The sequence below is a fragment of the Cytobacillus sp. IB215665 genome, assembly GCF_033963835.1.
Classification (GTDB): Bacteria; Bacillota; Bacilli; order Bacillales; family SM2101; genus Nanhaiella.
Window position 1 is genome coordinate 132,938 of sequence record NZ_JAXBME010000010.1, and the last position, 22,646, is coordinate 155,583.

18 protein-coding genes are annotated in these 22,646 nt (G+C 32.0%); 13 read left to right on the forward strand and 5 right to left on the reverse strand.

The window, feature by feature from the left end; all coding sequences use genetic code 11:
• Window positions 1-401: 401 nt before the first annotated feature.
• The 11 genes from tagD (at window position 402) to SLH52_RS13360 (ending at window position 15,909) form a co-directional block, all read left to right on the forward strand.
• A complete protein-coding gene (tagD, locus tag SLH52_RS13310) occupies window positions 402-797 on the forward strand; it encodes a glycerol-3-phosphate cytidylyltransferase (protein WP_320209764.1) in 396 nt (131 codons plus the stop codon).
• Entirely contained in the window at window positions 797-1,969 is a 1,173-nt protein-coding gene (locus SLH52_RS13315) for a CDP-glycerol glycerophosphotransferase family protein (protein WP_320209765.1), read from the forward strand. Before tagD ends, SLH52_RS13315 begins: the two co-directional genes overlap by 1 nt.
• A 70-nt stretch (window positions 1,970-2,039) precedes the next feature.
• Window positions 2,040-2,846, forward strand: a complete 807-nt coding sequence (locus tag SLH52_RS13320) for an ABC transporter permease (protein WP_320209766.1) — start codon at window positions 2,040-2,042, stop codon at window positions 2,844-2,846.
• 238 nt (window positions 2,847-3,084) lie between these two features.
• Window positions 3,085-3,801, forward strand: coding sequence for a 2-C-methyl-D-erythritol 4-phosphate cytidylyltransferase (locus SLH52_RS13325; protein WP_320209767.1), 717 nt, complete (start codon window positions 3,085-3,087; stop codon window positions 3,799-3,801).
• Window positions 3,794-4,819 (forward strand): ribitol-5-phosphate dehydrogenase, encoded by a 1,026-nt coding sequence (locus tag SLH52_RS13330; protein ID WP_320209768.1) that lies wholly within the window; start codon window positions 3,794-3,796, stop codon window positions 4,817-4,819. Before SLH52_RS13325 ends, SLH52_RS13330 begins: the two co-directional genes overlap by 8 nt.
• Window positions 4,820-4,848: 29 nt before the next feature.
• Entirely contained in the window at window positions 4,849-6,027 is a 1,179-nt protein-coding gene (locus SLH52_RS13335) for a CDP-glycerol glycerophosphotransferase family protein (RefSeq protein ID WP_320209769.1), read from the forward strand.
• A gap of 28 nt (window positions 6,028-6,055) precedes the next feature.
• Window positions 6,056-8,149 carry a CDP-glycerol glycerophosphotransferase family protein gene (locus tag SLH52_RS13340; protein WP_320209770.1) on the forward strand — a complete coding sequence of 698 codons (2,094 nt, stop codon included), beginning with the start codon at window positions 6,056-6,058 and terminating at the stop codon, window positions 8,147-8,149.
• A gap of 485 nt (window positions 8,150-8,634) precedes the next feature.
• Window positions 8,635-8,910, forward strand: a complete 276-nt coding sequence (locus tag SLH52_RS13345) for a hypothetical protein (protein WP_320209771.1) — start codon at window positions 8,635-8,637, stop codon at window positions 8,908-8,910.
• Window positions 8,911-9,113: 203 nt separating this feature from the next.
• A complete protein-coding gene (gene tagH / locus SLH52_RS13350) occupies window positions 9,114-9,935 on the forward strand; it encodes a teichoic acids export ABC transporter ATP-binding subunit TagH (RefSeq protein ID WP_320209772.1) in 822 nt (273 codons plus the stop codon).
• A 390-nt stretch (window positions 9,936-10,325) separates the two neighbouring features.
• Window positions 10,326-12,680, forward strand: coding sequence for an RNA polymerase recycling motor HelD (gene helD / locus SLH52_RS13355; RefSeq protein WP_320209773.1), 2,355 nt, complete (start codon window positions 10,326-10,328; stop codon window positions 12,678-12,680).
• A 1,294-nt stretch (window positions 12,681-13,974) separates the two neighbouring features.
• The gene (locus SLH52_RS13360; protein ID WP_320209774.1) at window positions 13,975-15,909 is read left to right on the forward strand and encodes an endonuclease MutS2; all 1,935 of its coding nucleotides are present in this window, start codon (window positions 13,975-13,977) and stop codon (window positions 15,907-15,909) included.
• Between the two features lie 47 nt (window positions 15,910-15,956).
• On the opposite strand, the gene SLH52_RS13365 is transcribed toward SLH52_RS13360, so the two are convergent.
• The 5 genes from SLH52_RS13365 to SLH52_RS13385 all read right to left on the reverse strand — a co-directional run bounded on the left by SLH52_RS13365 (window position 15,957) and on the right by SLH52_RS13385 (window position 20,130).
• Window positions 15,957-16,388 carry a hypothetical protein gene (locus SLH52_RS13365; RefSeq protein WP_320209775.1) on the reverse strand — a complete coding sequence of 144 codons (432 nt, stop codon included), beginning with the start codon at window positions 16,386-16,388 and terminating at the stop codon, window positions 15,957-15,959.
• Between the two features lie 282 nt (window positions 16,389-16,670).
• Complete coding sequence (locus SLH52_RS13370; protein ID WP_413785525.1) at window positions 16,671-17,144, reverse strand: GNAT family N-acetyltransferase; 474 nt, start codon at window positions 17,142-17,144, stop codon at window positions 16,671-16,673.
• Between the two features lie 258 nt (window positions 17,145-17,402).
• Window positions 17,403-18,320: a DMT family transporter gene (locus SLH52_RS13375; RefSeq protein WP_320209776.1), complete on the reverse strand. Its 918-nt coding sequence runs from the start codon at window positions 18,318-18,320 to the stop codon at window positions 17,403-17,405.
• 199 nt (window positions 18,321-18,519) lie between these two features.
• Complete coding sequence (locus SLH52_RS13380; RefSeq protein ID WP_320209777.1) at window positions 18,520-18,963, reverse strand: DinB family protein; 444 nt, start codon at window positions 18,961-18,963, stop codon at window positions 18,520-18,522.
• A gap of 246 nt (window positions 18,964-19,209) precedes the next feature.
• Window positions 19,210-20,130 carry a PhzF family phenazine biosynthesis protein gene (locus tag SLH52_RS13385; protein WP_320209778.1) on the reverse strand — a complete coding sequence of 307 codons (921 nt, stop codon included), beginning with the start codon at window positions 20,128-20,130 and terminating at the stop codon, window positions 19,210-19,212.
• A 106-nt stretch (window positions 20,131-20,236) separates the two neighbouring features.
• Between SLH52_RS13385 and SLH52_RS13390 the strand changes: the two genes are divergently transcribed.
• Both SLH52_RS13390 and SLH52_RS13395 read left to right on the forward strand, forming a co-directional pair.
• Complete coding sequence (locus SLH52_RS13390) at window positions 20,237-21,109, forward strand: LysR family transcriptional regulator (RefSeq protein ID WP_320209779.1); 873 nt, start codon at window positions 20,237-20,239, stop codon at window positions 21,107-21,109.
• 1,067 nt (window positions 21,110-22,176) lie between these two features.
• A complete protein-coding gene (locus SLH52_RS13395; RefSeq protein WP_320209780.1) occupies window positions 22,177-22,608 on the forward strand; it encodes a hypothetical protein in 432 nt (143 codons plus the stop codon).
• Window positions 22,609-22,646 lie beyond the last annotated feature (38 nt).

Here is a 22,646-nt window from a genome sequence, read left to right on the forward strand (position 1 = left end):
CATCAAGGTAAGGATTGGTGAGTGAGGATAAATATAAATTATCTACCAGAATTTAGTAAAAGATTGCACTAGATGTATATTTGTTATTCTTTGCTAAGAAGCTATCCCTACATTCTAAAAAGCAGTTTTCTAATACGGTTTTCGTGCTAAGAGTATAGACAAGCATACAAACTGACATAGTGAGCACCTTTTCCTCTCTAGTTATAGAAAAAAAGTGTTTTTATACTCAGCTAGCTACGAAAAGAACCTATTACAAAAAGCTCACGATAATATTTGTATTGTTGTCTAGCAATGTTTATCTTATAATTAGTTTTTTAATGCTAGTGGAAACCTGTTTATACATTCATTCGCAATACCGACATCTACAATATGCCTTTTAAAAAGAAGGGATGTAAGACGTTATGAAAAAAATTATTACCTATGGAACGTTTGATTTGTTGCATTGGGGGCATGTTAACCTTCTAAAAAGAGCAAGAGAATTAGGTGACCACCTAACTGTTGGCTTATCAACAGATGAGTTTAATACGATGAAAAATAAGCAATCCTACCATAATTATGAAAATAGGAAAAAAGTAATTGAGTCAATACGTTATGTTGACAAAGTAATTCCAGAAAAGAATTGGGAACAGAAAGTTGCTGATATCATTACTCATAATATTGATATTTTTGTTATGGGAGATGATTGGAAGGGCAAATTTAACTATTTAGAGGATTATTGTCATGTCATTTATTTACCAAGAACAAAGAGTATTTCTACAACTATGATTAAAAAAAATATGGAGTTATTTACTGAATAATGGTTAAGGAATTAATAATATCGAGTTATTTACTTATATTTAAGCTAGTCTTTAATTTGTGCAAACAATTTAAGCTGAAGAAAAAATTAACATTCGTTATATCATATGAAGAAAATGCACATTTTTTATATAAAGAATTGATAAAACAATCTATGTCAATTGATATTATTATATTGTGTAAAACGTCAACAAAATCAGACCTTCAACACATTTTTCAAGAAGCAAAAATATATACTTTTGAATCAAAGAATATACTTCATTGGCTTTTGTCTATTTATCATTTGGCTACATCTAAAATAATCATTATAGATAATTATTTTGCATTTTTATCGGCAATTACATTTAAGAAAAATGTTGAGTGCATACAAATTTGGCACGCTGCTGGAGCGTTAAAAACTTTTGGTTTACAAGACAAATCCGTTCGTAAAAGGAGTAACAAAGCTCAAAGAAGGTTTCGAAAAGTGTATAAGCAATTTCACAAGGTAGTTGTTGGTTCAGAAGAAATGGCGCATATATTTATGGAATCATTTCATATTTCAGCTAATCATATACTCCCAACTGGCATTCCAAGGACAGATCTTTTTTATGATGAGCAACTAACAAGTCAAATTAAAGGTAAACTCTATTCTAGATTTCCTCTGTTAAAACATAAACAGAAAATATTATATGCTCCGACATTTCGCCATGGTCAATTAAATAATTACAATATTAAGCTTGATTTGGACAAGCTTTACGAAAAGCTGCGAGGGGACTATATTCTAATTTTGAAGCTACATCCAATGGTTAAAGTAAATGTAGATTATGAGAGAACATACAAAGGTTTCATTGTTGACTTATCTTCTTATAAAAGCACTAATGAATTATTGATGATCACGGATTATTTAATTACTGATTATTCATCCATTCCTTTTGAATATGCTATTTTACAAAAACCAATGATTTTTTACCCCTATGATTTAAAAATCTATCAACAAGAACAGGGGGTTATTCAAGATTACGAAACTACTGTCCCTGGGCCGATAGCGAATGATACTGAGGAAATTATCGAATTTATTTTAACCCACCCATTTAATGATGAGTTGATATTACAATTTTATAATCGATGGAATGAACACTCAAAAGGAAATTCATCAAACAGACTTGTTCAGTACATACTAACCAAAATAACTTAATTTATTCCACACTTGTGGTAGTTCATTTAAGAACTAAGTTTATAGTGAGCTATATGGAAAGGATTACAGCATGAAATCAGTATTGACGATCATTAATGAACATATTAACAACTTCTATTTAATAGTACGTTTATCTATATACGAATTAAAAAGTACAAATAATAATAACTACTTAGGTATCCTGTGGGAGGTCTTAAACCCAATGATTCAAATTAGTGTCTTTTGGTTTGTCTTTGGGTTAGGTATACGAGGTGATAAAGGAGTAGGTGACATCGCTTACTTGCCTTGGATGCTTTCAGGCATTAGTGTTTGGTTTTTTATCTCTCAATCCATTTTACAAGGTTCGAGATCAATTTATTCAAGAGTAAGGATCATAGCAAAAATGAAATTTCCGATGAGTGTCATACCTACATTTGTTATCGCATCTAAGTATTACTCTCACCTTATACTTACTGGCATTATTATGGTCATATTGTTTTTCTACGATTATTCAATTTCGGTATACTTTTTACAACTGCCTTATTTTATGGCTGCTACGATAGCTATATTAATTGCTATATCTTTAATAACGGCCACACTAGCAACGATTGTTCGAGACGTACAAATGGTTGTTCAATCAGTCGTCAGAGTTTTATTATATTTAACCCCGATATTATGGACAGTAGAGAAATTACCAGAGTTTATTCAGTTAATTATGAAATTAAACCCGTTTTATTATATTGTTGAAGGTTACCGATCGTCTCTTTTAGGTCTGAACTGGTATTTTATCGACAATCTAAATTACACTTTATACTTTTGGGGGATTGTTTTCATACTATTATTAATCGGATCTGTTTTACATGTTAAATTTAGAGATCGTTTCGTGGATTTTTTATAGAGGCGCCACTTTTGCTAAAGGCCAGTTATACTAGTAGGAGTTTTTTCTAAATATTAGCACAATATTATTCGTTTAAGTAAGAGGTAACATTTACTTTTATATGCATTTATTATAAATTAGTAGAAGAAATTATAACCTAGATATTATCATTTATCTGCTTTGTTGACATGAAGGCTCACAGAGTTACTGAAACCGTTGGGACGAAGATCTACCTTAAATGAAAGGAGTTGTATCGTATATGATTTATGCAGAAATACTTGCAGGTGGGAAAGGAACTCGTATGGGTAACGTGAATATGCCAAAACAGTTTCTGCCATTAAACAAAAAGCCGATATTAATCCATACACTTGAAAAATTCATCTTAAATTCAGATTTTGAAAAGATATTAGTCATGACTCCTAGAGAGTGGATTCATCATTCGAAAGACATTATAAGTAAGTATATTGGTGATAATGATCGAGTTATAGTATTAGAGGGCGGTCAAGATCGCAACGAGTCAATTATGAATGGCATCCGTTATATCGAAGATACGGTTGGGATCTTTGATGATGACTATATTGTTACACATGATTCTGTACGTCCATTTTTAACACATAGAATCATCAAAGAGAATATTGAACAAGTTAAACAGTATAATGCTGTGGATACAGTAATAGAAGCAATTGATACAATTATTCAATCTGAGGATGGAAACTTAATTTCTGATATACCAAATAGAAGTATGATGTACCAAGGACAAACTCCGCAAAGCTTTCATATAAAAACACTTGTTGGCTATTACAATAAATTAACACGAGCAGAAAAAGAACAGCTGACAGATGCATGCAAAATATGTTCATTGTATGGTGAAGAGGTAAAAATAGTTAAAGGTGAGGTTTTTAATATAAAAATTACTACCCCATATGATCTAAAGGTTGCTAATGCAATATTACAGGAGAAGATTGAGCATGATTAATCAAGTATATAGATTAGTATCTCCAAGGCAATTTGAAATTTCATATAAGGATAGTTCAATTAATTCTGATCGTATAATCGTCCGCCCAACATTTTTATCGATTTGCCAAGCGGATCAACGGTATTATACTGGAACTAGGGGGGAAGCTGCATTATCTAAAAAGCTACCTATGGCATTAATCCATGAGGCAGTGGGGGAGATCGTGTACGACCCTTATGGTGAATATCGTCCTGGGACGAAGGTTGTTATGATTCCAAACTCTCCTATTGAAGAGGATGAAATTATTGCTGAGAATTATCTACGTTCAAGTAGGTTTTTATCAAGCGGTTATGATGGTTTTATGCAGGATTATGTTTTTCTGAAAAGAGACCGCTTTGTAGTTTTGCCTGATAATATTAATGAATTTGTTGCTGCTTTTACTGAATTAATAACAATTGCGATGCATGCCATGTCAAGGTTTGAAAGGTTGTCGCATACGCGTCGTAAAAGGTTTGGTGTGTGGGGAGATGGGAATTTAGGTTATATTACTGCACTCTTACTAAAAAGAAAATATGCAGATTGTCATGTCATCGTAGCCGGTAAAACGCAATATAAGCTTGACAACTTTTCATTTGTAGATGAAGTATACAATATTAATGACATACCAGCTGATGTTCAGTTCGACCATGCCTTTGAATGTGTTGGTGGAATTGGAAGTCAATATGCAATTAACCAAATTATTGATTATATTATTCCTGAAGGTTCCATTTCAATCTTAGGAGTTTCTGAATATCCAGTAGAAATTAATACGAGGATGATTCTAGAAAAAGGTATTACAGTCATTGGAAGCAGTAGAAGTGGTTATATTGACTTTAAGAATACAGTTGATTTTTTAGCGGCAAATCTAGACATCGTGGATTATTTACAAACACTTGTTGGCTCTGTTAATGAAGTTAGATCCATTAAAGATGTTATCAATGCCTTTGAAAAAGACTTAACTACATCTTGGGGAAAGACTGTACTGGAATGGAAGATTTAAATGTCTAATATTCAAAGTAGGATATTTCAATGATAAATGTTAAGCTGTTGCCAACATTATTAGTGAAAATTGTTTTTGGTGGTTTACATCAACTTTTTGCATTGCTTTATACGATTAATCCTAATAAAATAACCTTTGCATCTAGTCGTTCTGAGGAAATTAGCGGAAATTTAAAATTTGTTTATGAAGAGCTAGTAGCTAGAAACAAAGGGTTCTCTTTTGTATTGTTATTTAAAAGGAATTCAGCAAGTAAATTAGGGAAGCTGACATATTTAGTACACATGACTAAGGTAATGTATCATCTGGCTACTTCAAAATACTTTGTGATAGATGATTATTTTTTTCCTGTATATATTATTAGCCCTAGAAAAGGTATAGATATTATTCAACTATGGCATGCGGCAGGTGCGTTTAAGACATTTGGACATAGTACAATTGGTAAAAGTTATGGCCCATCTAAAGAATATTTAAAATACATAAAAGTACACGGCAACTACACTAAAGTATTAGTTAGTGCAGAAGAGGTTATTCCTTTTTATGCTGAAGCATTTAATATGTCTACCAATAAAATATACCCCATCGGCATACCACGAACAGATTATTTTTTTGATTATGAAAAGCATAGGACAGTTTATCAAAGATTTACTGGAGAATTTCCTGAGCTATCAGGAAAAAAATTGATATTATATGCTCCTACTTTTCGTGGAAATGGTTATGATCAGAAATCAATGGACTATTTAATTGATTTCAACGCATTACATTCAATTTTAGGAAATTATTATGCGGTTCTCGTGCACCTTCATCCTTATGTACAGGAAAAAATAGTAATAAACCCAAAACATTCTTGTTTTATTTATCAAATTGAGAAGAATTATAGTATTGAAGAGCTATTATTATTATCTGATATGTTAATTACTGATTATTCTTCAATTATATTTGATTATAGTATTTTACAACGTCCAATCTTATTTTATGCAAACGATTTGGAAGAGTATAGGAAAGAACGGGACTTCTATTATCCTTATAACAATTTTATCCCAGGTCCGTTTTTTAGTAACTCCGAAGAACTCGCTTACTGGATTAAAGAAGGCGAATTTGATTATCAGTTAATTTCAACATTTAGACAACGCTTTTTACCAACCAGTGATGGTCATGTATCCAAAAAGGTGACTGATTTCATATTTTCGGTAGATACACATTCAGATTAATTACAGAGAAAGAAGGGGGTTTACTTTAATGAACTCACCAGATAGTAAGTCAGATAACAATATAGAAACTGACAAATTTAATTTAAATAAAGAAGAAATTATGTTCATAGAAAAAAGTAAAAATGCTAATAAAATACATACATCTGTTCATACCTTGACAAATGAGGGACAAGAAAAAAATCCTTTAGGATCTTATCAACAAAAATCAAGGGAGGAACTTTTAAGCTATACTGACGAAGATCGGTTAGTAAAGGAAAATGAAACTATTGAAGAGCTACTTTCAGCTGTCAAAGAGATGGTAGCTGTGGGAAAAGAAATCATTCCTATAATACCTGATACTTTTGAAGAAAATCATAACGACGTTGACACGCTTCCTATAGTAAAGAAGATGATAGATGAAGGGCAAGAGGTTATACCAAGGAGGGTGATTACAAACCTAAGTTGGAACGGTGCGATTATGGATATTAAGGGATATTATTATTTGCAGAATATTCCTTTGCTGGATGAAGATTTAGTAAAGAAACGTCTCATATTAATTAATGAAGAGAAGAAAAAAATATCTGTCCCATTAAGGGATGTAGGGATTGATTTATTTTACCTTGATAAATCAAAAAAAATTGATGTAGATGTATACAAATGGGCAGGCTTTAACGGGACGATAAATTTTGCGACGATAACTAAAAATGCACAGCCTCTTCCTGCGGCATTATATAAAATGTTTATTGAAATAGAGATTCAAGATTATAATGGCAAAAAGTACAGCAGAATGTTTCCATTAGGAAATATAGAGAAATTTTTAGACCATCAGTTTTATACAACTAAAATGGAGTATTTTTCTAATAGAAAAGAAATGAGATATAATCTTTTAGCATCTTATGATGAACATGAAAAGACCTTGGCATTAAGATCTACACAGTTAATGGATATTGACCCCTCTAGGTTAATGATTGAAAAAAATAAGAGTAATGGCTTAATATATAAAATCATAAAAACGATTGGTTTTCGAGGGCTGTATAGCATTTTTAAATTGCTACCAATGCAGAAGAATAAAGTGCTGTTTGCGTCAGATAGTCGAACTGAAATGAGTGGTAATTTCGAATTCGTTTATGAGGAAATGCAAAGTCGAGAATTTGATTGGGAATACAGGTTTTTATTTAAAGAGGGCATTGCTGAAAAAAAGACTATTGGAGAAATAGTGGAGTTAGCTTATCATTTGGCAACATCGAAAGTTATTTTACTCGATGACTTTTACCCTATGGTTTATCCATTGAAAATTCGTAAAAATGCTGAACTCATTCAACTTTGGCATGCAGTGGGTGCTTTCAAGAAATTTGGTTTTAGTCGGATAGGTTTACCTGGTGGCCCTTCTCCAAAATCAAAAAATCATCGCAATTATACTAAAGCAATTGTAAGTTCTGATCATATTGGGAAATATTATGCAGAGGGTTTTGGGATTGATAGGGAAAAAGTTGTAGCAACTGGAATACCTAGAACAGATGTGTTTTTTGATAAATCTTATCAAGAGGAAGTAAGGGAACAATTATACAATGACTATCCATTTTTAAGAGGGAAAAAAGTCATTACGTTTGCACCAACCTTCAGAGGGAATGGTCAACAATCCGCTTATTATCCTATGGAAGTATTGAATTTACATAAGCTATATGAATCCTTAAGTGATGAATATGTTTTTTTGTTTAAATTACACCCGTTTATAAAAAATGATTTTAGTATACCTTATCAATATGGTGATTTTTTCTATGATTTTTCATCGTATCGTGAGATCAATGATTTATTATTTATAACAGATGTGTTAGTAACAGATTATTCTTCAGTATGTTTTGAGTACGCACTGCTTAATAAACCTATGATTTTCTTTTCTTATGATGTTGAAGAATATGTACAGAAAAGAGATTTTTACTTTGAGTACCAATCATTTATTCCTGGTCCGCTCGTGCGTTCTACGAAAGAATTAATTGAGACAATTATAAATGAAAATTTCGAAATGCATAAAATAAAACCATTTGTAGACTATTTCTTTGATGATGTAGATGGTATGTCTAGCGCAAGAGTCGTGGATCAGTTGATTTTAGAGCTTGAGAAAGAAGTTATTGAAGAGGGATAACATAGGAAGTTTACTGTCTTAAAAGAATATGTACGAAACATAAATAACTGATTTATGCCATTGTAAGAGAGTTTGTTTAGGTATCATATATCTAACAACAAAAACCTTGCAATGGCATTCTTTATATATGAACTGTTTATGTATTTACAAAAAATTATTTAAATCTTTAACAGCTTACTGTATTTTTCACAAATCATTTCCGTATAATAAAGTAAATAGTTCTCTGATCTAACTTATATTTATATTGTGTGTGTGGAAAACTTAGTATATGCCAATTGTTCATTATTACTTCATTCAGGGGCAGCTTAGCATTCACCACGAAGATTTATATTGCTTTTGCTTATCCTAATTATTGTTTTCATAAGAAGAAATAATATGTAAAAAACAACTAACGTTCATGATACTTTTTCCCTACAGCTTGATAGCTTGGTAAGACGGTTATTGATTTGTTCGTAAAGACGTAAGTTGAATAAGGGGGACTTTAAATGAGGATAAAAGTTATAAATTCGATAACTGATGAAAATGGTATCGCTACACCTTACGAAATGATTGGCAAAGAATATGATGTAATTAAAAAAGATCAGACTGGTGTATGGGTGAGAGCTCAAGGTAAACTAGATGCATTTTTATACTACGAAGAATTAGAAATTTTAGAAATAAGTGACAATTTATCTAACCCTCTTAGTCATTATTTTAAGGGCTTACCTAAAGATAAATATGAAGAAGAATTAGCATCTTTAGGGTGTTCGCATTTACTATAAATATGCAGAAAAATCATTAAGTCTGGTGTATGGTCATTTTATTTTATTATCAGATTGCAGCACGAAACCCGCTAATATTAATCATAATGGTGAGTATGGTGTTAAAAATATCTATTCTTAAAAATTTATGTTAATATGAATATAAAAATTGTGAATAGTAAAAGCGCCTATATTCATTTTTATGGTTAATAGAAGGAGCAAATATGAACAGCACTGTTATTTTTAACAATGTAGCAAAAAAGTATAAAATGTATAAAAAAACTTCAGATAAACTGTTAGATATCGTCCTCCCGAAAGGCTATGGGAAGGATTTTTATGCGTTACAGGATATTAACTTTATAGCTGAAAAGGGAGATACTATAGGTATTGTAGGTATTAATGGTTCAGGAAAATCGACATTATCAAACTTGATTTCAGGAGTCATACCACCCTCTTCAGGAGGTATTGAAATAAACGGTGAAGCATCACTTATTGCAATTGCATCTGGCTTAAACAATGAATTAACTGGGAGAGATAACATTGAGCTGAAATGTTTAATGTTAGGCTTCTCGAAACAAGAGATAAAATTACTAACTCCTGAAATTATTGAATTTGCTGAACTCGGGGAATTTATTGATCAACCCGTTAAAAAATATTCAAGTGGTATGAAGTCTCGATTAGGATTTGCAATATCAGTGTCAATAGACCCTGATATATTAGTAATTGATGAGGCGCTATCAGTAGGTGATAAAACATTTGCTGATAAATGTTTAGAAAAAATGAATAGCTTTAAAGAAAAAGGCAAGACGATCTTTTTTATAAGCCATTCTATGGGTCAAATAAAAGACTTCTGTGAAAAGGTTCTTTGGTTAGAAGCAGGTGAAATCAAAGCATATGGTTTAAAAGAGGATATTATACCTCAATATGAGAAGTTTATAAAAGATTATAAGAAAATGACAAAGGAAGAAAAAGAACAATTAAAACAAAAATTTAATGAAAAACGTAGCGGAAAACAGATTCAAGCGCAAACATCCTCTACGGGCTAGGCTAACAGACATAATGTTTATCTCTGTTACTTAAGGCTATTTTTACAATTGATTGTTGCTTGCCTTTTAAGATAAAATCCACGTTTACATCTAGCATAGTATACATTATGCTGTGTATTTTTAGTAACAAAAGCAATGAAGTTTAAGACTTAAATTAAATCAAAATCCTAACTATAACAAACTAAAGGGCATTTCTAAGTCGAATTTTGACTTAGAAATGCCCCTTTTTGTATGTATATATATATTGATTCGAAAATAAGGTTGTGTTAGAATAAGATTTGATCAGAATAAAAAAACATATATAATCATAATTATCCAATTTAATATTAACATTTATTTAGATTTCTGTCAAGCTTTTAGTCAAAAATATCTAATTTGAGAGGTGCTTATATGAATAAAGTTAGCAAGGAATGGCATGGAGAACAGCATCGTGTTGATTTTGTAGTCGAAAAAATTTCGACAGAACTTGGATCTCTTAATAAAGATATAGGTGATGTTAAAGCTGAGATTATTAATATCCGTAAGCATTTTTGGGATGATGTAACAGTTAATTTAGATAATACGAACGAAGCAACTGAAACAGCTATTAGTGTTAAACAGCAGGCGGAGATGCTTTCTGAAAGGGAACGGAATCACAAACAGGCCTTTCAACAAATAACAACCTTAAATAAATTAAAAGATTCACCTTATTTCGGAAGGGTTGATTTTGTTGAAGATGGAGAATGTGAAAAGGAAAACATTTATATCGGTATTCGATCTTATTATGATGAAGAGTCAGAACAATTTCTCGTTTATGATTGGAGGGCACCAATTTCGAGTTTATATTATGACTATTCATTAGGGAGAGCTCAATTTTTAACGCCTGAAGGTGTAATCTCAGGAGAGATGAACCTAAAGCGTCAGTTTATTGTGCATGAAAGTCAAATCGTTAGTATGTTCGACACAGGTGTTACGATTGGTGATAAACTATTGCAAGAAGTGCTTGGAAATCAATCTAGCTCTCAGATGAAAAGTATTGTCGCAACGATCCAGAAAGAACAGAACTTAATCATTCGTAATGAAAGCAGTCGCTTACTAATTGTTCAAGGTGCGGCAGGAAGTGGAAAGACATCAGCTGCTCTACAACGTGTAGCTTTTTTGTTATATCGATATCGAGAAACATTACAAGCAGAGCAAATATTACTGTTCTCTCCTAATTCAATGTTCAACAGTTATGTTTCAACTGTACTCCCAGAGCTTGGTGAGGACAATATGCAGCAAACAACTCTTCAAGAATATATAGACCATCAACTTGGTGAAGAATTTGACTTAGAGGATCAGTATGAACAGCTTGAATATACATTGACAGCTAACAAAGATTCCAGATATTCGGTTAGGATGAACAATATACGATATAAAGCCAGTATGGATTTTATGTTACTAATAGATCATTATATCAATCAACTGAAAAAACGAGACATGATTTTTAAAGATATATCATTTAGAAATAAGGTTGTTATTTCCGCAGATCAAATAAATGAACAATTTTATTCGTTTAATACATCTATGCGAATTCCTAACCGTTTAACGCTAATGGTGGAATGGTTGCTTAAAGAGCTGAAAAAAATTGAAAAAGCAGAACGTAAGAAGTCATGGGTCGAAGATGAAATAGAATTATTAGACCGTGATGTGTATGCCCGGGTATACCGAAAACTTCAACGAGATAACAACAAGTATAATAACACATTTGACGATTACCGACGCGAGCAAAAGCTACTTGCAGCAATAGTTGTTAGAAAACACTTTAAACCTTTGCTGGCTATAGTAGAACATTTGCGTTTTGTTGATGTCCGTAAAATTTATATGCAGCTATTTACAACTAAACAATTTATGAATATGCCAAAAGCTGAAGAAAATATCCATTATCAGTGGGGAGAAATGTGTGATCAAACAGTAGCCCGTATAGAAAAATTCGAATTAGCTTTTGAAGACACAATACCATATTTATATTTAAAGGAACAACTTGAGGGCTTCAAAAAAAATACGGCTGTTAAACACATTTTTATTGATGAGGCTCAAGATTATTCTCCTTTTCAATTTGCTTATATTAATTATTTATTTCCAAATAGTAAGATGACCATTCTTGGTGACAAGAATCAAACAATTCACTATCAAGCTTCTCAAGATGGGTTTGCATCATTGACGAAGATGATCGGAGAAAATCAAACTGAATGTATAGACTTGACACGTAGTTATCGTTCAACTAGGCCAATTATAGAATTCACAAAAGAGATCCTTGTTGGAAATGTAGCGATTGATGCATTTAACAGAGAGGGTGATAAACCTTTCATGACAAAGGTAGACAATGACAAGATCCATGTTGATAAAGTGAAACAACGTATTCACAAGCTTCAACTTGAAGGTCATAAAACAATAGCGGTTATTTGTAAAACAGCTGATGAAAGTAGGAAGGCATACGATCGTTTGAAAAATGATATAACTCTCCGACTTATTAATAAAACTACTAATTCATTTGAAAGTGGGGTACTTGTTATTCCATCCTACCTTGCAAAAGGTGTTGAATTTGACGCTGTAATTATTTTTAATGGTTCTAGTTCTATTTATTTAGATGAAAATGAACGTAAACTGTTTTATACTGCATGTACACGCGCAATGCACAAATTGCACATTTTCTTTATTGGTGAGATGAGCCCGTTTTTATCGTGCATTTCGCCTAGCAAGTATATAATTGAACATAGTCATTAGAGTATAATATCATGGTCATGACCTTAACTATTAGTAAGGGTGGTTGTCTTCTTTATTGAGGAGAGAATCACTCTTTTTCTTTTTAGGTTGAAACTTATCGGTTTGATTAAATTTTTTGACTTTTTTATATTTGACTAATACGACAGGCTGATTTATTGATTTCGAGGAACTTGATAATCGCTTGTTGCTAGTAATAAAACTGCGCACAAAACTGGCAAATCGATTTAATCATTATTTCTTTAAAAACAAGTACATAAAGAATTTATAGTAAATGATGCACTCAGTAAACATGTTCCATCCTAGTCCGTCTATAGACTGACTTACAAACATTCATAAGACTCTGACTTTTACACATTAATGCCATCGTTATATAAAAGCATGTTCAATGTGTTTATTATGTTCTTGTTAGTAATCATTGCAGTTGGTTTGAGATCGATTGATTATGGATTTATTGGAAGGTAGGGAAAATACTTTTAAAAGAAAAAATAGGGTAAAAGTTATATGACTTTCTTTAAGCGTAGCTCTTTTCGTAAACTTTGTGTTTATGAAATTACCTTAACAATAGGAGATAAAAGTCATTCTCATGGATATAAAGAAGAGAACCAATGATAGTTGTATACGGTGTTTCTCATAGTACACAAAGCGACAATCAACATGAAAACAGCTTAAGTAAAGAATTTAATAGTTAATAAAATCAGTCCTATGCTAAAAACACCCTTGACATATTTTTTACCAACATGTATTATTTATTTGATAAAATTACAATTAACAAAGGAGTTCTGTTTATGTTAGGGGTCGTTCTTAACTAATCCGTAATTTCATACGGTTATTCAAAAAGTCTATGCTGAATATGCATTTTCAGATAGCTTATTTAAGTATGCTTTTTGGATGAAATGTTAAGAACAATGGTCATAGCATACAGTATCCGTTTATTCGTTTAGCTGTGTCTTTTGGCACAGCTTTTTATGTATATTAAAGTTAGGTTTCTTTGTAAATTACTGTCTAAACATATAAGGTGACATGTTGATGAGATGAATATTTATTATTATTGTTCATTTATCTATATGGAACGTGTACTTTTAGGAAACTATTATAACTTTAATGTAAGATAAAAGACGAATTGGATTATAGGACTCGTATGAAGTTAGACCACAATGAACATTGTTCGTTGTGGTCTTTTTGTGTAAGGAAAGGGTGAATTTATGAAGATGAAGTGGCTTTTATACCGTGAATCTAAAATCGAGGAAATTGCTATAGGGATAACAATAAATAAATTAATTTGGAGGAGAAAACATTGAACGAAAAAACATTTCAAGCTTTACAGTTTGATTTCATTAAAAATGAGTTAGCACAATATGCATTAACAGAGGAAGGCAAGAAACATTTATTGGAACTATCACCTTCGATATCTTTGAAGCAAGTTGAAGCTTGGTTACATGAAGTAGAAGAAGCTGTCTATATTTTGCGGAAAAGTGCATCAGTGCCAATTCATGGACTAAATGGTATTACAAAGGTTATGGAGCAGATGAATAAGGGTGTTGTTTTAAAAACTGAGCAGTTAACGAAAATATATTCATTTTTAGACAGCAGTACGAAGCTTAAACGTTTTATGAAGGATAAGGAATTTATTGCACCGCGAGTCACCACATATGTGTATGCAATAGAGGATTTGCCTCAATTAGCTGAAGAAATCATTCGGTGTATAAAGCATGGGCGAGTTGATGATTACGCAACAAAGGAGTTGCAGAAAATTAGGAAGCAATTATTGATTGAAGAAGTACGATTGAAAGATAAGGTTCAACACATTTTACAATCAAAAAAATATCAATCTTATCTTCAAGAGCCAATTGTCAGTCAACGTGATGGACGGTATGTTATTCCAATTAAAAAAGAATACAAAAGGAAAGTTGAAGGGAACGTAGTAGATGCTTCTGCTTCGGGTTCGACAATTTATTTAGAACCAGCTGAAGTAGCTAATATTCAAGAACGTATCGACAGTCTGAAGTTTGAAGAAGATATTGAAATAGAGGCTATATTAAGTTATTTAACAGGGCTAGTTGAAGCACATCAACAAGAAATAGGCTTGGCTCTAGAAACAATGATTCATTACGATGTTTTATTTGCAAAGGGAAAATATAGCGAAGCAATTGGAGGTATCAAAGTTCAACTAAATGAATCACATTTTATCGATTTAAGAAACGCTAGACATCCAATGCTTGGAAAAGAAGCTGTTCCTTTATCAGTTCAGCTAGGAAATGGTTACCACGCTCTTGTTATAACAGGGCCAAATACTGGTGGAAAAACAGTATCGATAAAAACAATCGGCTTGCTTACATTAATGGTTCAATGTGGTTTGTTCATTCCAGTTGATGAAGGTAGTCATCTTGCGATATACCAACAAATGTTCGTTGATATTGGCGATGGTCAAAGTATCGAACAAAATTTAAGTACGTTCAGTTCTCGAATAACAAATGTTATTGACATCCTAGCAAATGCCAATGATCGAAGCTTAGTCTTAATTGATGAACTTGGGTCTGGTACAGATCCTGGTGAAGGTATGGGATTATCAATTTCTATCTTAGATGAATTATACGAAAAAGGAGCTACTATTTTTGCAACTACGCATTTTAGTGAAATGAAAGAATTTGCTACAGAGAGAGAAGGCTTCCGTAATGGATCAATGGAATTTGATATCGAAACACTTCGTCCAACTTACCGTTTGATCATAGGTGAGGGTGGTGACAGCCAAGCATTTAGCATTGCTTTAAAGTTAGGGATACACCCAAAAATTATTGAAAAAGCTCATTCTATAACTTATAAAGAACATAAATCCTACGAGGCTCAACAACCTTCACTGCAAAAAAAACGAGAGATTGATAAGCAAATTGCATCAAATAAATATGTAAGAAGAGATAAGCAGGAAAACACGCAACAAGTAAAGGAAAAAGTTACGCTTTTTGAGATGGGAGATAATGTGAAAATCGGGTCAACAGGAGAGCTTGGTATAGTATACAAAGGACCTGACCAATATGGAAATTATATAGTTCAAGTGAAGGACGAAAAAAGAAAAATTAATCATAAACGTATGCAGTTGTATATAACACGAGATGAACTATATCCCGAAGACTATGATTTTGATATTATTTTTAAGTCCAAAGACTATCGTAAGAAAAATAACCTCCTAAACCGTAAACACATAGAAGGAATAGTTATCGAAACAGAAGAATAAAATGTGGGGTCTGGCTCCCGGGAAATGTAACGCTAAAACGACGGAAGTCAGGCTCTTTTATCTTGTTCTTCAATTAATGTGCCACCAATCATAGTTAGGTGAACAATAATAGTCATTGCAAGGATATAGCAAGCAAGCCCTATCATTGAAAATGAAACGCCAGTAAAGGTCTCGTTGAGCCAAATAACAAATAGTGAAAAAACTGCTGCATTTACTAACAATCCCAACAATTTTACAAAGTCATTAATTTTTTTACTTGGAGTTGATACTTTAAACAGGCTGCTAATAATATCAAAGGGTAGTAACCAGAAGAAATTTAATAAAGAAAATAAAATAATTGAATGCCAATTAATAATTTCAATTGCCAATGAAGAAATTAAACTAAGTAAATAGATAACGAGACAACTAATGCCTACATACAAACTAATTGTAAACACAATAATGAATAAGAAAATAGCAAAACTAATCGACTTGTGCACACCAATCCCCCTATAAATTATTTTATATTTAAGAAAAGGGATAAATATGTAAATGTAAACAAGTGTAATAAGAATCATCTTTCATCTACCAAGTATTGACAATATTAAAAACCTGTTCTTTATAATAGGTTGTTTGGATTGTATTGTTACATCGACCAGATGAAATTAACGTTTGTAGGATCTTTTTTATCGGAAGCAATGAAATCTAATAAAACCACCATTTTGCTGTTCTGATATAGTTACAAGGAGTTTTATGAAGACTACACTAAAACAATCGGTTTCTTAGACCACATATTTCATAATTAGAAATTCAGTTTCATCATTAAGAAATGTCTGCTCTTTGCTGAAACCAATTCTACTATAAACCGAGATGGCTCTTCTATTAAAAGTAGCAACACTTAATCGTACGAATTTAGGTTTAAATCGTATTATTGCAAAATCTAGCCCTGCTTGCACAAATGATAAGCCGTTGCCCTGCCCACATAGCTCTGGTTTCATACCTAATCCAAAATCTATAGATTTTTCTCCAGTATCTTTATATAACCCAACAGCTCTTCCACCTGGCACTTGGGCATTGTATCCGAAACATAAAAACCCAATTAATTCGTTGTTCAATTGAACTGTAAAATATGATCCATCCATTAGTTCTTGTATATCTTCAGGACTATCATCGAAATTGTATAGCGTATATGGTTCATCATATTTCCATTTACTTATATGATATGTTTCATTTAATAACATTTTGTTAATAATCAACGTATTATCCTCCTAAAGTATACCTCTTATAACGTTCATCATAACAAAAAATGTAAGAAGTTATCATGCTTTTTCACATTCCTATCCAAAACTATTATTGCTTGAATTTAAAAAGTAGATATTTAAGCCCCCACAAGCAAGCGTGGGGGCCATATAACTCACTGCAGAAAGAGTTTTACTAAAACCAAAGCATGATCTAGTATAATCTCAATTCTACTGATGAAATTATTAACACAGTGTTGTTTTATATTTGTTATACTATGAGTTTTTGATAATATGTCTTTCATTAGAAGTAGCAATATAAACACCTAAAATTACGATAAACATACCGATAACTTGGTGTACCGTAAGTGTAGAACCATACAAAACTACACTAATCCAAGCAGCATTTATAGGTACGAGATTCATATAAATACTAGATTTACTAGTTCCAATCCGTCTTATTCCTTCATTCCACAATAAAAAGGCAACGACCGAAGCAAAGATACTCATATAGCTTATTTCAATCCATGATTGAGCTGACATAGTTGTAACGTAAATCCAACCACCTTCAATAATAGAAAAAACCGCCAGTAAAATAGTTCCTATTAACATCGTAATACAGGTTGTGAAAGTTGATGAAACGTCTCTCATAACAACTTTGCCGATTAATCCGTGAATAACCCAGCAAATTAAGCCCCCAACAAACAATAAATCTCCTTTATTAAAAGAGAGAGAACTAATCGTATCAATGCCCTTAAAGATGACGATGAGAACGCCTGATAATGATAGAAATAAGCCTAAGCCTAAACGTCTATTAAACTTTTCATTTAAAAATAATACTGCACCCATTGTTAAAAAAGCAGGTGTTGTAGCCATAATTAATGCGCCGTTTACTTCCGATGTATATTTCAAGCCTACTAAAAAGAAAAGGCCATTATATAAAAAGATACCTGTGAGGGCCATACATGTTAATCCGAACCAATGTCTTTTGAGCTTTTCTGTACTCCATTCTGATCGGTAGATGACAAGTAATAATAAGATGATTGCTGCTGAACCAAAACGTAACGTGCCGGCAGTCATTGGAGGTATTTCAGTAACGACATGTTTAGATGCGCCGAAAGCCCCTCCCCAAAATAGAGGAACTAACAAAAGTAAAAAATATATCGATGTTGATTGATATTTAGATGTTTCCAATCTTTCACAACCTTTCTAACTACAAATAGTAGGTTACAGGTTTTGTATTTAGTCGTATTAAAAGATAATTGTTTCCTCCATTTATAATTACATGTGTTATTTTATTTTCCTTATTACTTTCGTTTAAGGCGACTCTTATCTTTTTGGAGAAGCAATTGACTTGGTGAGCAAATGTCTTTGTATATTTAACATGAGCAAACTATGAAAATATCTGTTCTAAGTGATGATTCAAATGGTTTATATAGTCATTAACTAACCATTCTAAAGTTACACGTTGTTTATTTTCTAATATGCATGGTAATTCCCACTGTTGTTTCGGAACATGTTTCAGGAGGTTGACAATTTGGGTATTTAAGCCAACCCATACTATTATGAGGTCACCTGTTTTAAATGAATGCTGATAATCATGAACCTTAACCAATAAATCTTGGTTATAGTTATTGATAGAAACTGAACCTGTCGTCGTAGTTAAAATATCAACAAATCGTTGGTGGTTTATATTAGCTGAATCACATAAATGCCCTAATATTTCTTTTTTAGACCACTTTGTTTGTATAGGTTTAAACTCCATGTTTGAAAGGGATTTAATATTCTGTGGAACTGATAATAAATAATTTTCTAATTGTGTAGTTGTAGAAATCATAATTCTCCTCCTATTTATAATATTTTGAATACTATACTGAAACCAACTTACTATAAGCTGTTGTTTTCCATGTCAGCATTGGAATTCTTTGCATTATACTTCAGATAAATCCTCATTTAACTAAGTTTGGTTTAGTACAATAGTAACCATAGTCTTGTAGGATTTTACATGGACTTTCTGAAATCTTCTAGGTTATGTGTATTTATAACATTTGTATAATATTCATAGGTATTGTGTTACCGTATGTTACACTTCAAGGATAAGTTGACCAGAGCCCATCATTACTGAACTACCTCCAATTGAGACGTTTTCATATACATTTCCTTTTTTAGTAATTGATATGTCAATAAAGCTCGGTCTTTTCATTTCAATTCCTTGTTCATTTCTAATTCTATACGTTTGTTCAGATTTTGGAATTACTGAATATTCAACGAGATATGCACCTAATGCTCCAGTTGCAATACCAGTTGCAGGGTCTTCTGCAATACCCATTGCTGGGGCAAACATGCGGCTATGGACATCTGAACTTTCATAAATAGTCTCAGTTGTAAAAGCATAAATATGTTTAAAATTATTATCTTCACTAAAAAACTTGTTCCAAACGTCTGTTTGAAGGCTTATTCTTTCCATTGCAGACAAGGTACGGATTGGAATTAACAAGAAAGGTACACCCGTTGATATTGATTGTATAGGAAGGTTTGAATCAATATCTTCTGTAGAGATTGCTAAAAGTTCAGCAACGCGTTTAACATTATGAAAAACAGGTCCAAAAATTGGTGTTTTTTGATTCATTTCTACGAAAGAAATAATATCATTTTCTTTTTTTACAGTTACATTAATATTGCCTACACCCGTTTCGAATACAAATTGATTAAATCCGCTTTTCATAGTAGTAATTCGGTCCATTCCTAAAACGTAACCAGCCCCAATTGTCGGATGTCCTGCGATAGGTAATTCAATTTGAGGTGTGAAAATACGCAATTCTTTATCTGCTGCTGAACTTTTTGAAGGCCTCATAAAGACCGTTTCAGAAAGATTTAATTCCCTGGCGATTTTTTGCATCGTCCCAGTTGATAGCATACCATCTTCTTTAAAAACAGCTAATTGATTTCCTCCAAATGCTTGATTTGAAAATACGTCTATTAACGAGTAATTTAAAGTTTGCATTGTTTATTGCCCCCCTTTGCTGTAATCTTATTACAACGATTAGGATTAATCAAACGAATGTTTATAATAATATATATTAATTATATTAATGGAAAGGAGTTTGTTGATGACATTACTTCAATATGAAGTGTTTCAGACAATTGTTGATACAAAGAGTTTTACGAAGGCAGGTGAAAAATTAGGTCTCACACAAGGTGCTGTTAGCCACGCCATAAAAGGTTTAGAATCAGAACTTAACTTAACCCTTTTATATAGAAATCGGTCAGGGATTACTTTAACGAAAGAGGGGGAGGTAATCATTGATTACATCAGACAGATATTAACAAAAACTGAGCAAATGAAGCAACAGGCAGGGAGAATGAATGGCCTTGAAATAGGAACCATACGTATAGGTACTTTTAGTAGCGTATCTGTTCAATTATTACCGCTTATTATTAAAAAATTTCACAAGCTGTATCCAGCAATCCGAGTAGAGTTTTATGAGGGTGGGTATGAGGAAATTAGAAAAATGATTCTCCAAGGAGAGGTGGATATCGGTTTTTTACCAGCAACAGAAATAGATAATTTAGACTTTATTAACCTTGTTGATGACCACCTCTATGTCATTGTACCAACTGATCATACATTTGCAAAAAAGAAGAACATTAGTATACATGATATAGGTACTAATCCTTTTATCATGCCAAAGGGTGGGTGTGATGCCCTGATAAAAAGAGTTTTTAAAGAAAACGATGTAAAGCCTTATATATATTGTGAAATTGAAGATAATCCTACAATAAGTGCAATGGTTGAACAGAACCTAGGAATAAGTATCGTTCCAAAAATGGTTTTAGCTGTTTGTATTGGAGAAATAACTTCAGTAAGATTAGAAGAAAATTACTATCGCTCTATTGGTTTAGTTGCAAACTCGTTTGAACACGCTTCACCAGTTGTACAGGCGTTTGTAGATTTGACTAAGAAGTGTTTAAAAACCGAATAACCTCGGGTACGGAGATCTTTTGACCATATTGTAGAAGGCGAGAATGGCTTGTAACCACACAATAAGATATGTGAAAAAATCTCACAAATACGATTGGATTTGGTCCTTTATTTTTATTTCAAGAAACACAAATACATTTTACAACACCCTTGTTATAAAAAGAATTTAAACAGGCTAAAGACACATATTGATTTCTGGGAGTAGCAATTGAAGTAATTATTATAGGGAAGTGGTATTTGTAGTCATTTGATGATGGTAAAGTCCACAATAATAGCTAATCCTTTTTTGTACGAAGCTAATCAGTATAGTGTCCATTAGATCAGATGTTAGATGAGATAACCCGAACTTAATTCTATTTATAAGCTCAGTTTGGTAATTATATCTATAACACGATATTCAAGAAAATTAGTATTACGAAAATAATGGTTATCTATCCATTAATTCTATATTGTTAACATTTGTCATCTTATGATATGTTTTTTATTAAGATATATAGTTATTACAACAATTTGGACTGGGCTACCACTAGTCCTTTTTTTATTGTATATGTTAGTCCTCAACTAGATTTCACACTTCTAAGATTTTCACTTCCCATATAGCGTTTAGTTCGTGATATCAAGCAAGTTAAGTAAACTACCTTCCTAATTATCAGTCGTTCATCTTTTTAGACGATATATTCGTTACGTTTGTCTTAGCGCTACGGTTGTTGTCTTATTAATCAAAAAAAGTAGTCTATTTAAAATAAATACTAAAGGATGAAACAAAGTAATAGTTAACGAGAAAATACATCCTAAAATGTATCACATTCTAATTAGTCATATGTAGTAAGAAACAGCTATTTATATGAGTCTGGTTATTGTGTAAGAAAAGTAATCCTAAAGAAAGTACAATTATATTTACTTTTACAACCTCATTCTCTTCATTCTGCAATTTTAATGTGACGGATTTAAGAATAAACAGAGAATTTATAGCTGAATAGTTTCAAGAAATTTGGTATTAAATAAAAAAAGAAGATTTTGAGACTTTGCTAAATAACAAACGTCTAATATATAAAGGGGGAGATTATCTTGAACATAATAAAATATTTGATTGCTTTTATTGGAGTAATTTCAATTTTTCTAGCAGGTTGTTCCAACTTAATAGAAAATGAAGAACAATTTATACAACTTGAAAAACGAAATGATAAAAATAAATACGATGACTACAAAATAATTACTACTAAAGAAGAAGTTCAGAAGGTAAAAGAGATATTAACGGATATTAATTGGAAAAAAGCAATAGTAAATATGGCACACCCCGCTGATTACAGATTTGTTGTTCAATTTAAAAAACCCGAAATAGAAGCTAAAACGGTGTTATACGAACTTTGGATTAGTCCAAATAAAGAAAATATTGAACTTGTAATAGAGGTCGCAAATGAATACGTTCAATTAAATAAGAATAATTCAGCAGAACTATTTGAAATACTTGTAGGTGAAAAATTATCTGACCAAAAATAATAGTTCGATCTATTATTCTTTTATTATGTTTTTCTTAG

Coding starts and splice junctions, on each gene's coding strand:
- SLH52_RS13340 (WP_320209770.1), top strand. CDS start 6,056: ATGAACTCACCAGATAGTAAGTCAGATAACAATATAGAAACTGACAAA.
- tagH (WP_320209772.1), top strand. CDS start 9,114: ATGAACAGCACTGTTATTTTTAACAATGTAGCAAAAAAGTATAAAATG.
- SLH52_RS13330 (WP_320209768.1), top strand. CDS start 3,794: ATGATTAATCAAGTATATAGATTAGTATCTCCAAGGCAATTTGAAATT.
- SLH52_RS13315 (WP_320209765.1), top strand. CDS start 797: ATGGTTAAGGAATTAATAATATCGAGTTATTTACTTATATTTAAGCTA.
- SLH52_RS13325 (WP_320209767.1), top strand. CDS start 3,085: ATGATTTATGCAGAAATACTTGCAGGTGGGAAAGGAACTCGTATGGGT.
- SLH52_RS13345 (WP_320209771.1), top strand. CDS start 8,635: ATGAGGATAAAAGTTATAAATTCGATAACTGATGAAAATGGTATCGCT.
- tagD (WP_320209764.1), top strand. CDS start 402: ATGAAAAAAATTATTACCTATGGAACGTTTGATTTGTTGCATTGGGGG.
- SLH52_RS13335 (WP_320209769.1), top strand. CDS start 4,849: ATGATAAATGTTAAGCTGTTGCCAACATTATTAGTGAAAATTGTTTTT.
- SLH52_RS13320 (WP_320209766.1), top strand. CDS start 2,040: ATGAAATCAGTATTGACGATCATTAATGAACATATTAACAACTTCTAT.
- SLH52_RS13385 (WP_320209778.1), bottom strand. CDS start 20,130: ATGCAAACTTTAAATTACTCGTTAATAGACGTATTTTCAAATCAAGCA.
- SLH52_RS13390 (WP_320209779.1), top strand. CDS start 20,237: ATGACATTACTTCAATATGAAGTGTTTCAGACAATTGTTGATACAAAG.
- helD (WP_320209773.1), top strand. CDS start 10,326: ATGAATAAAGTTAGCAAGGAATGGCATGGAGAACAGCATCGTGTTGAT.
- SLH52_RS13380 (WP_320209777.1), bottom strand. CDS start 18,963: ATGATTTCTACAACTACACAATTAGAAAATTATTTATTATCAGTTCCA.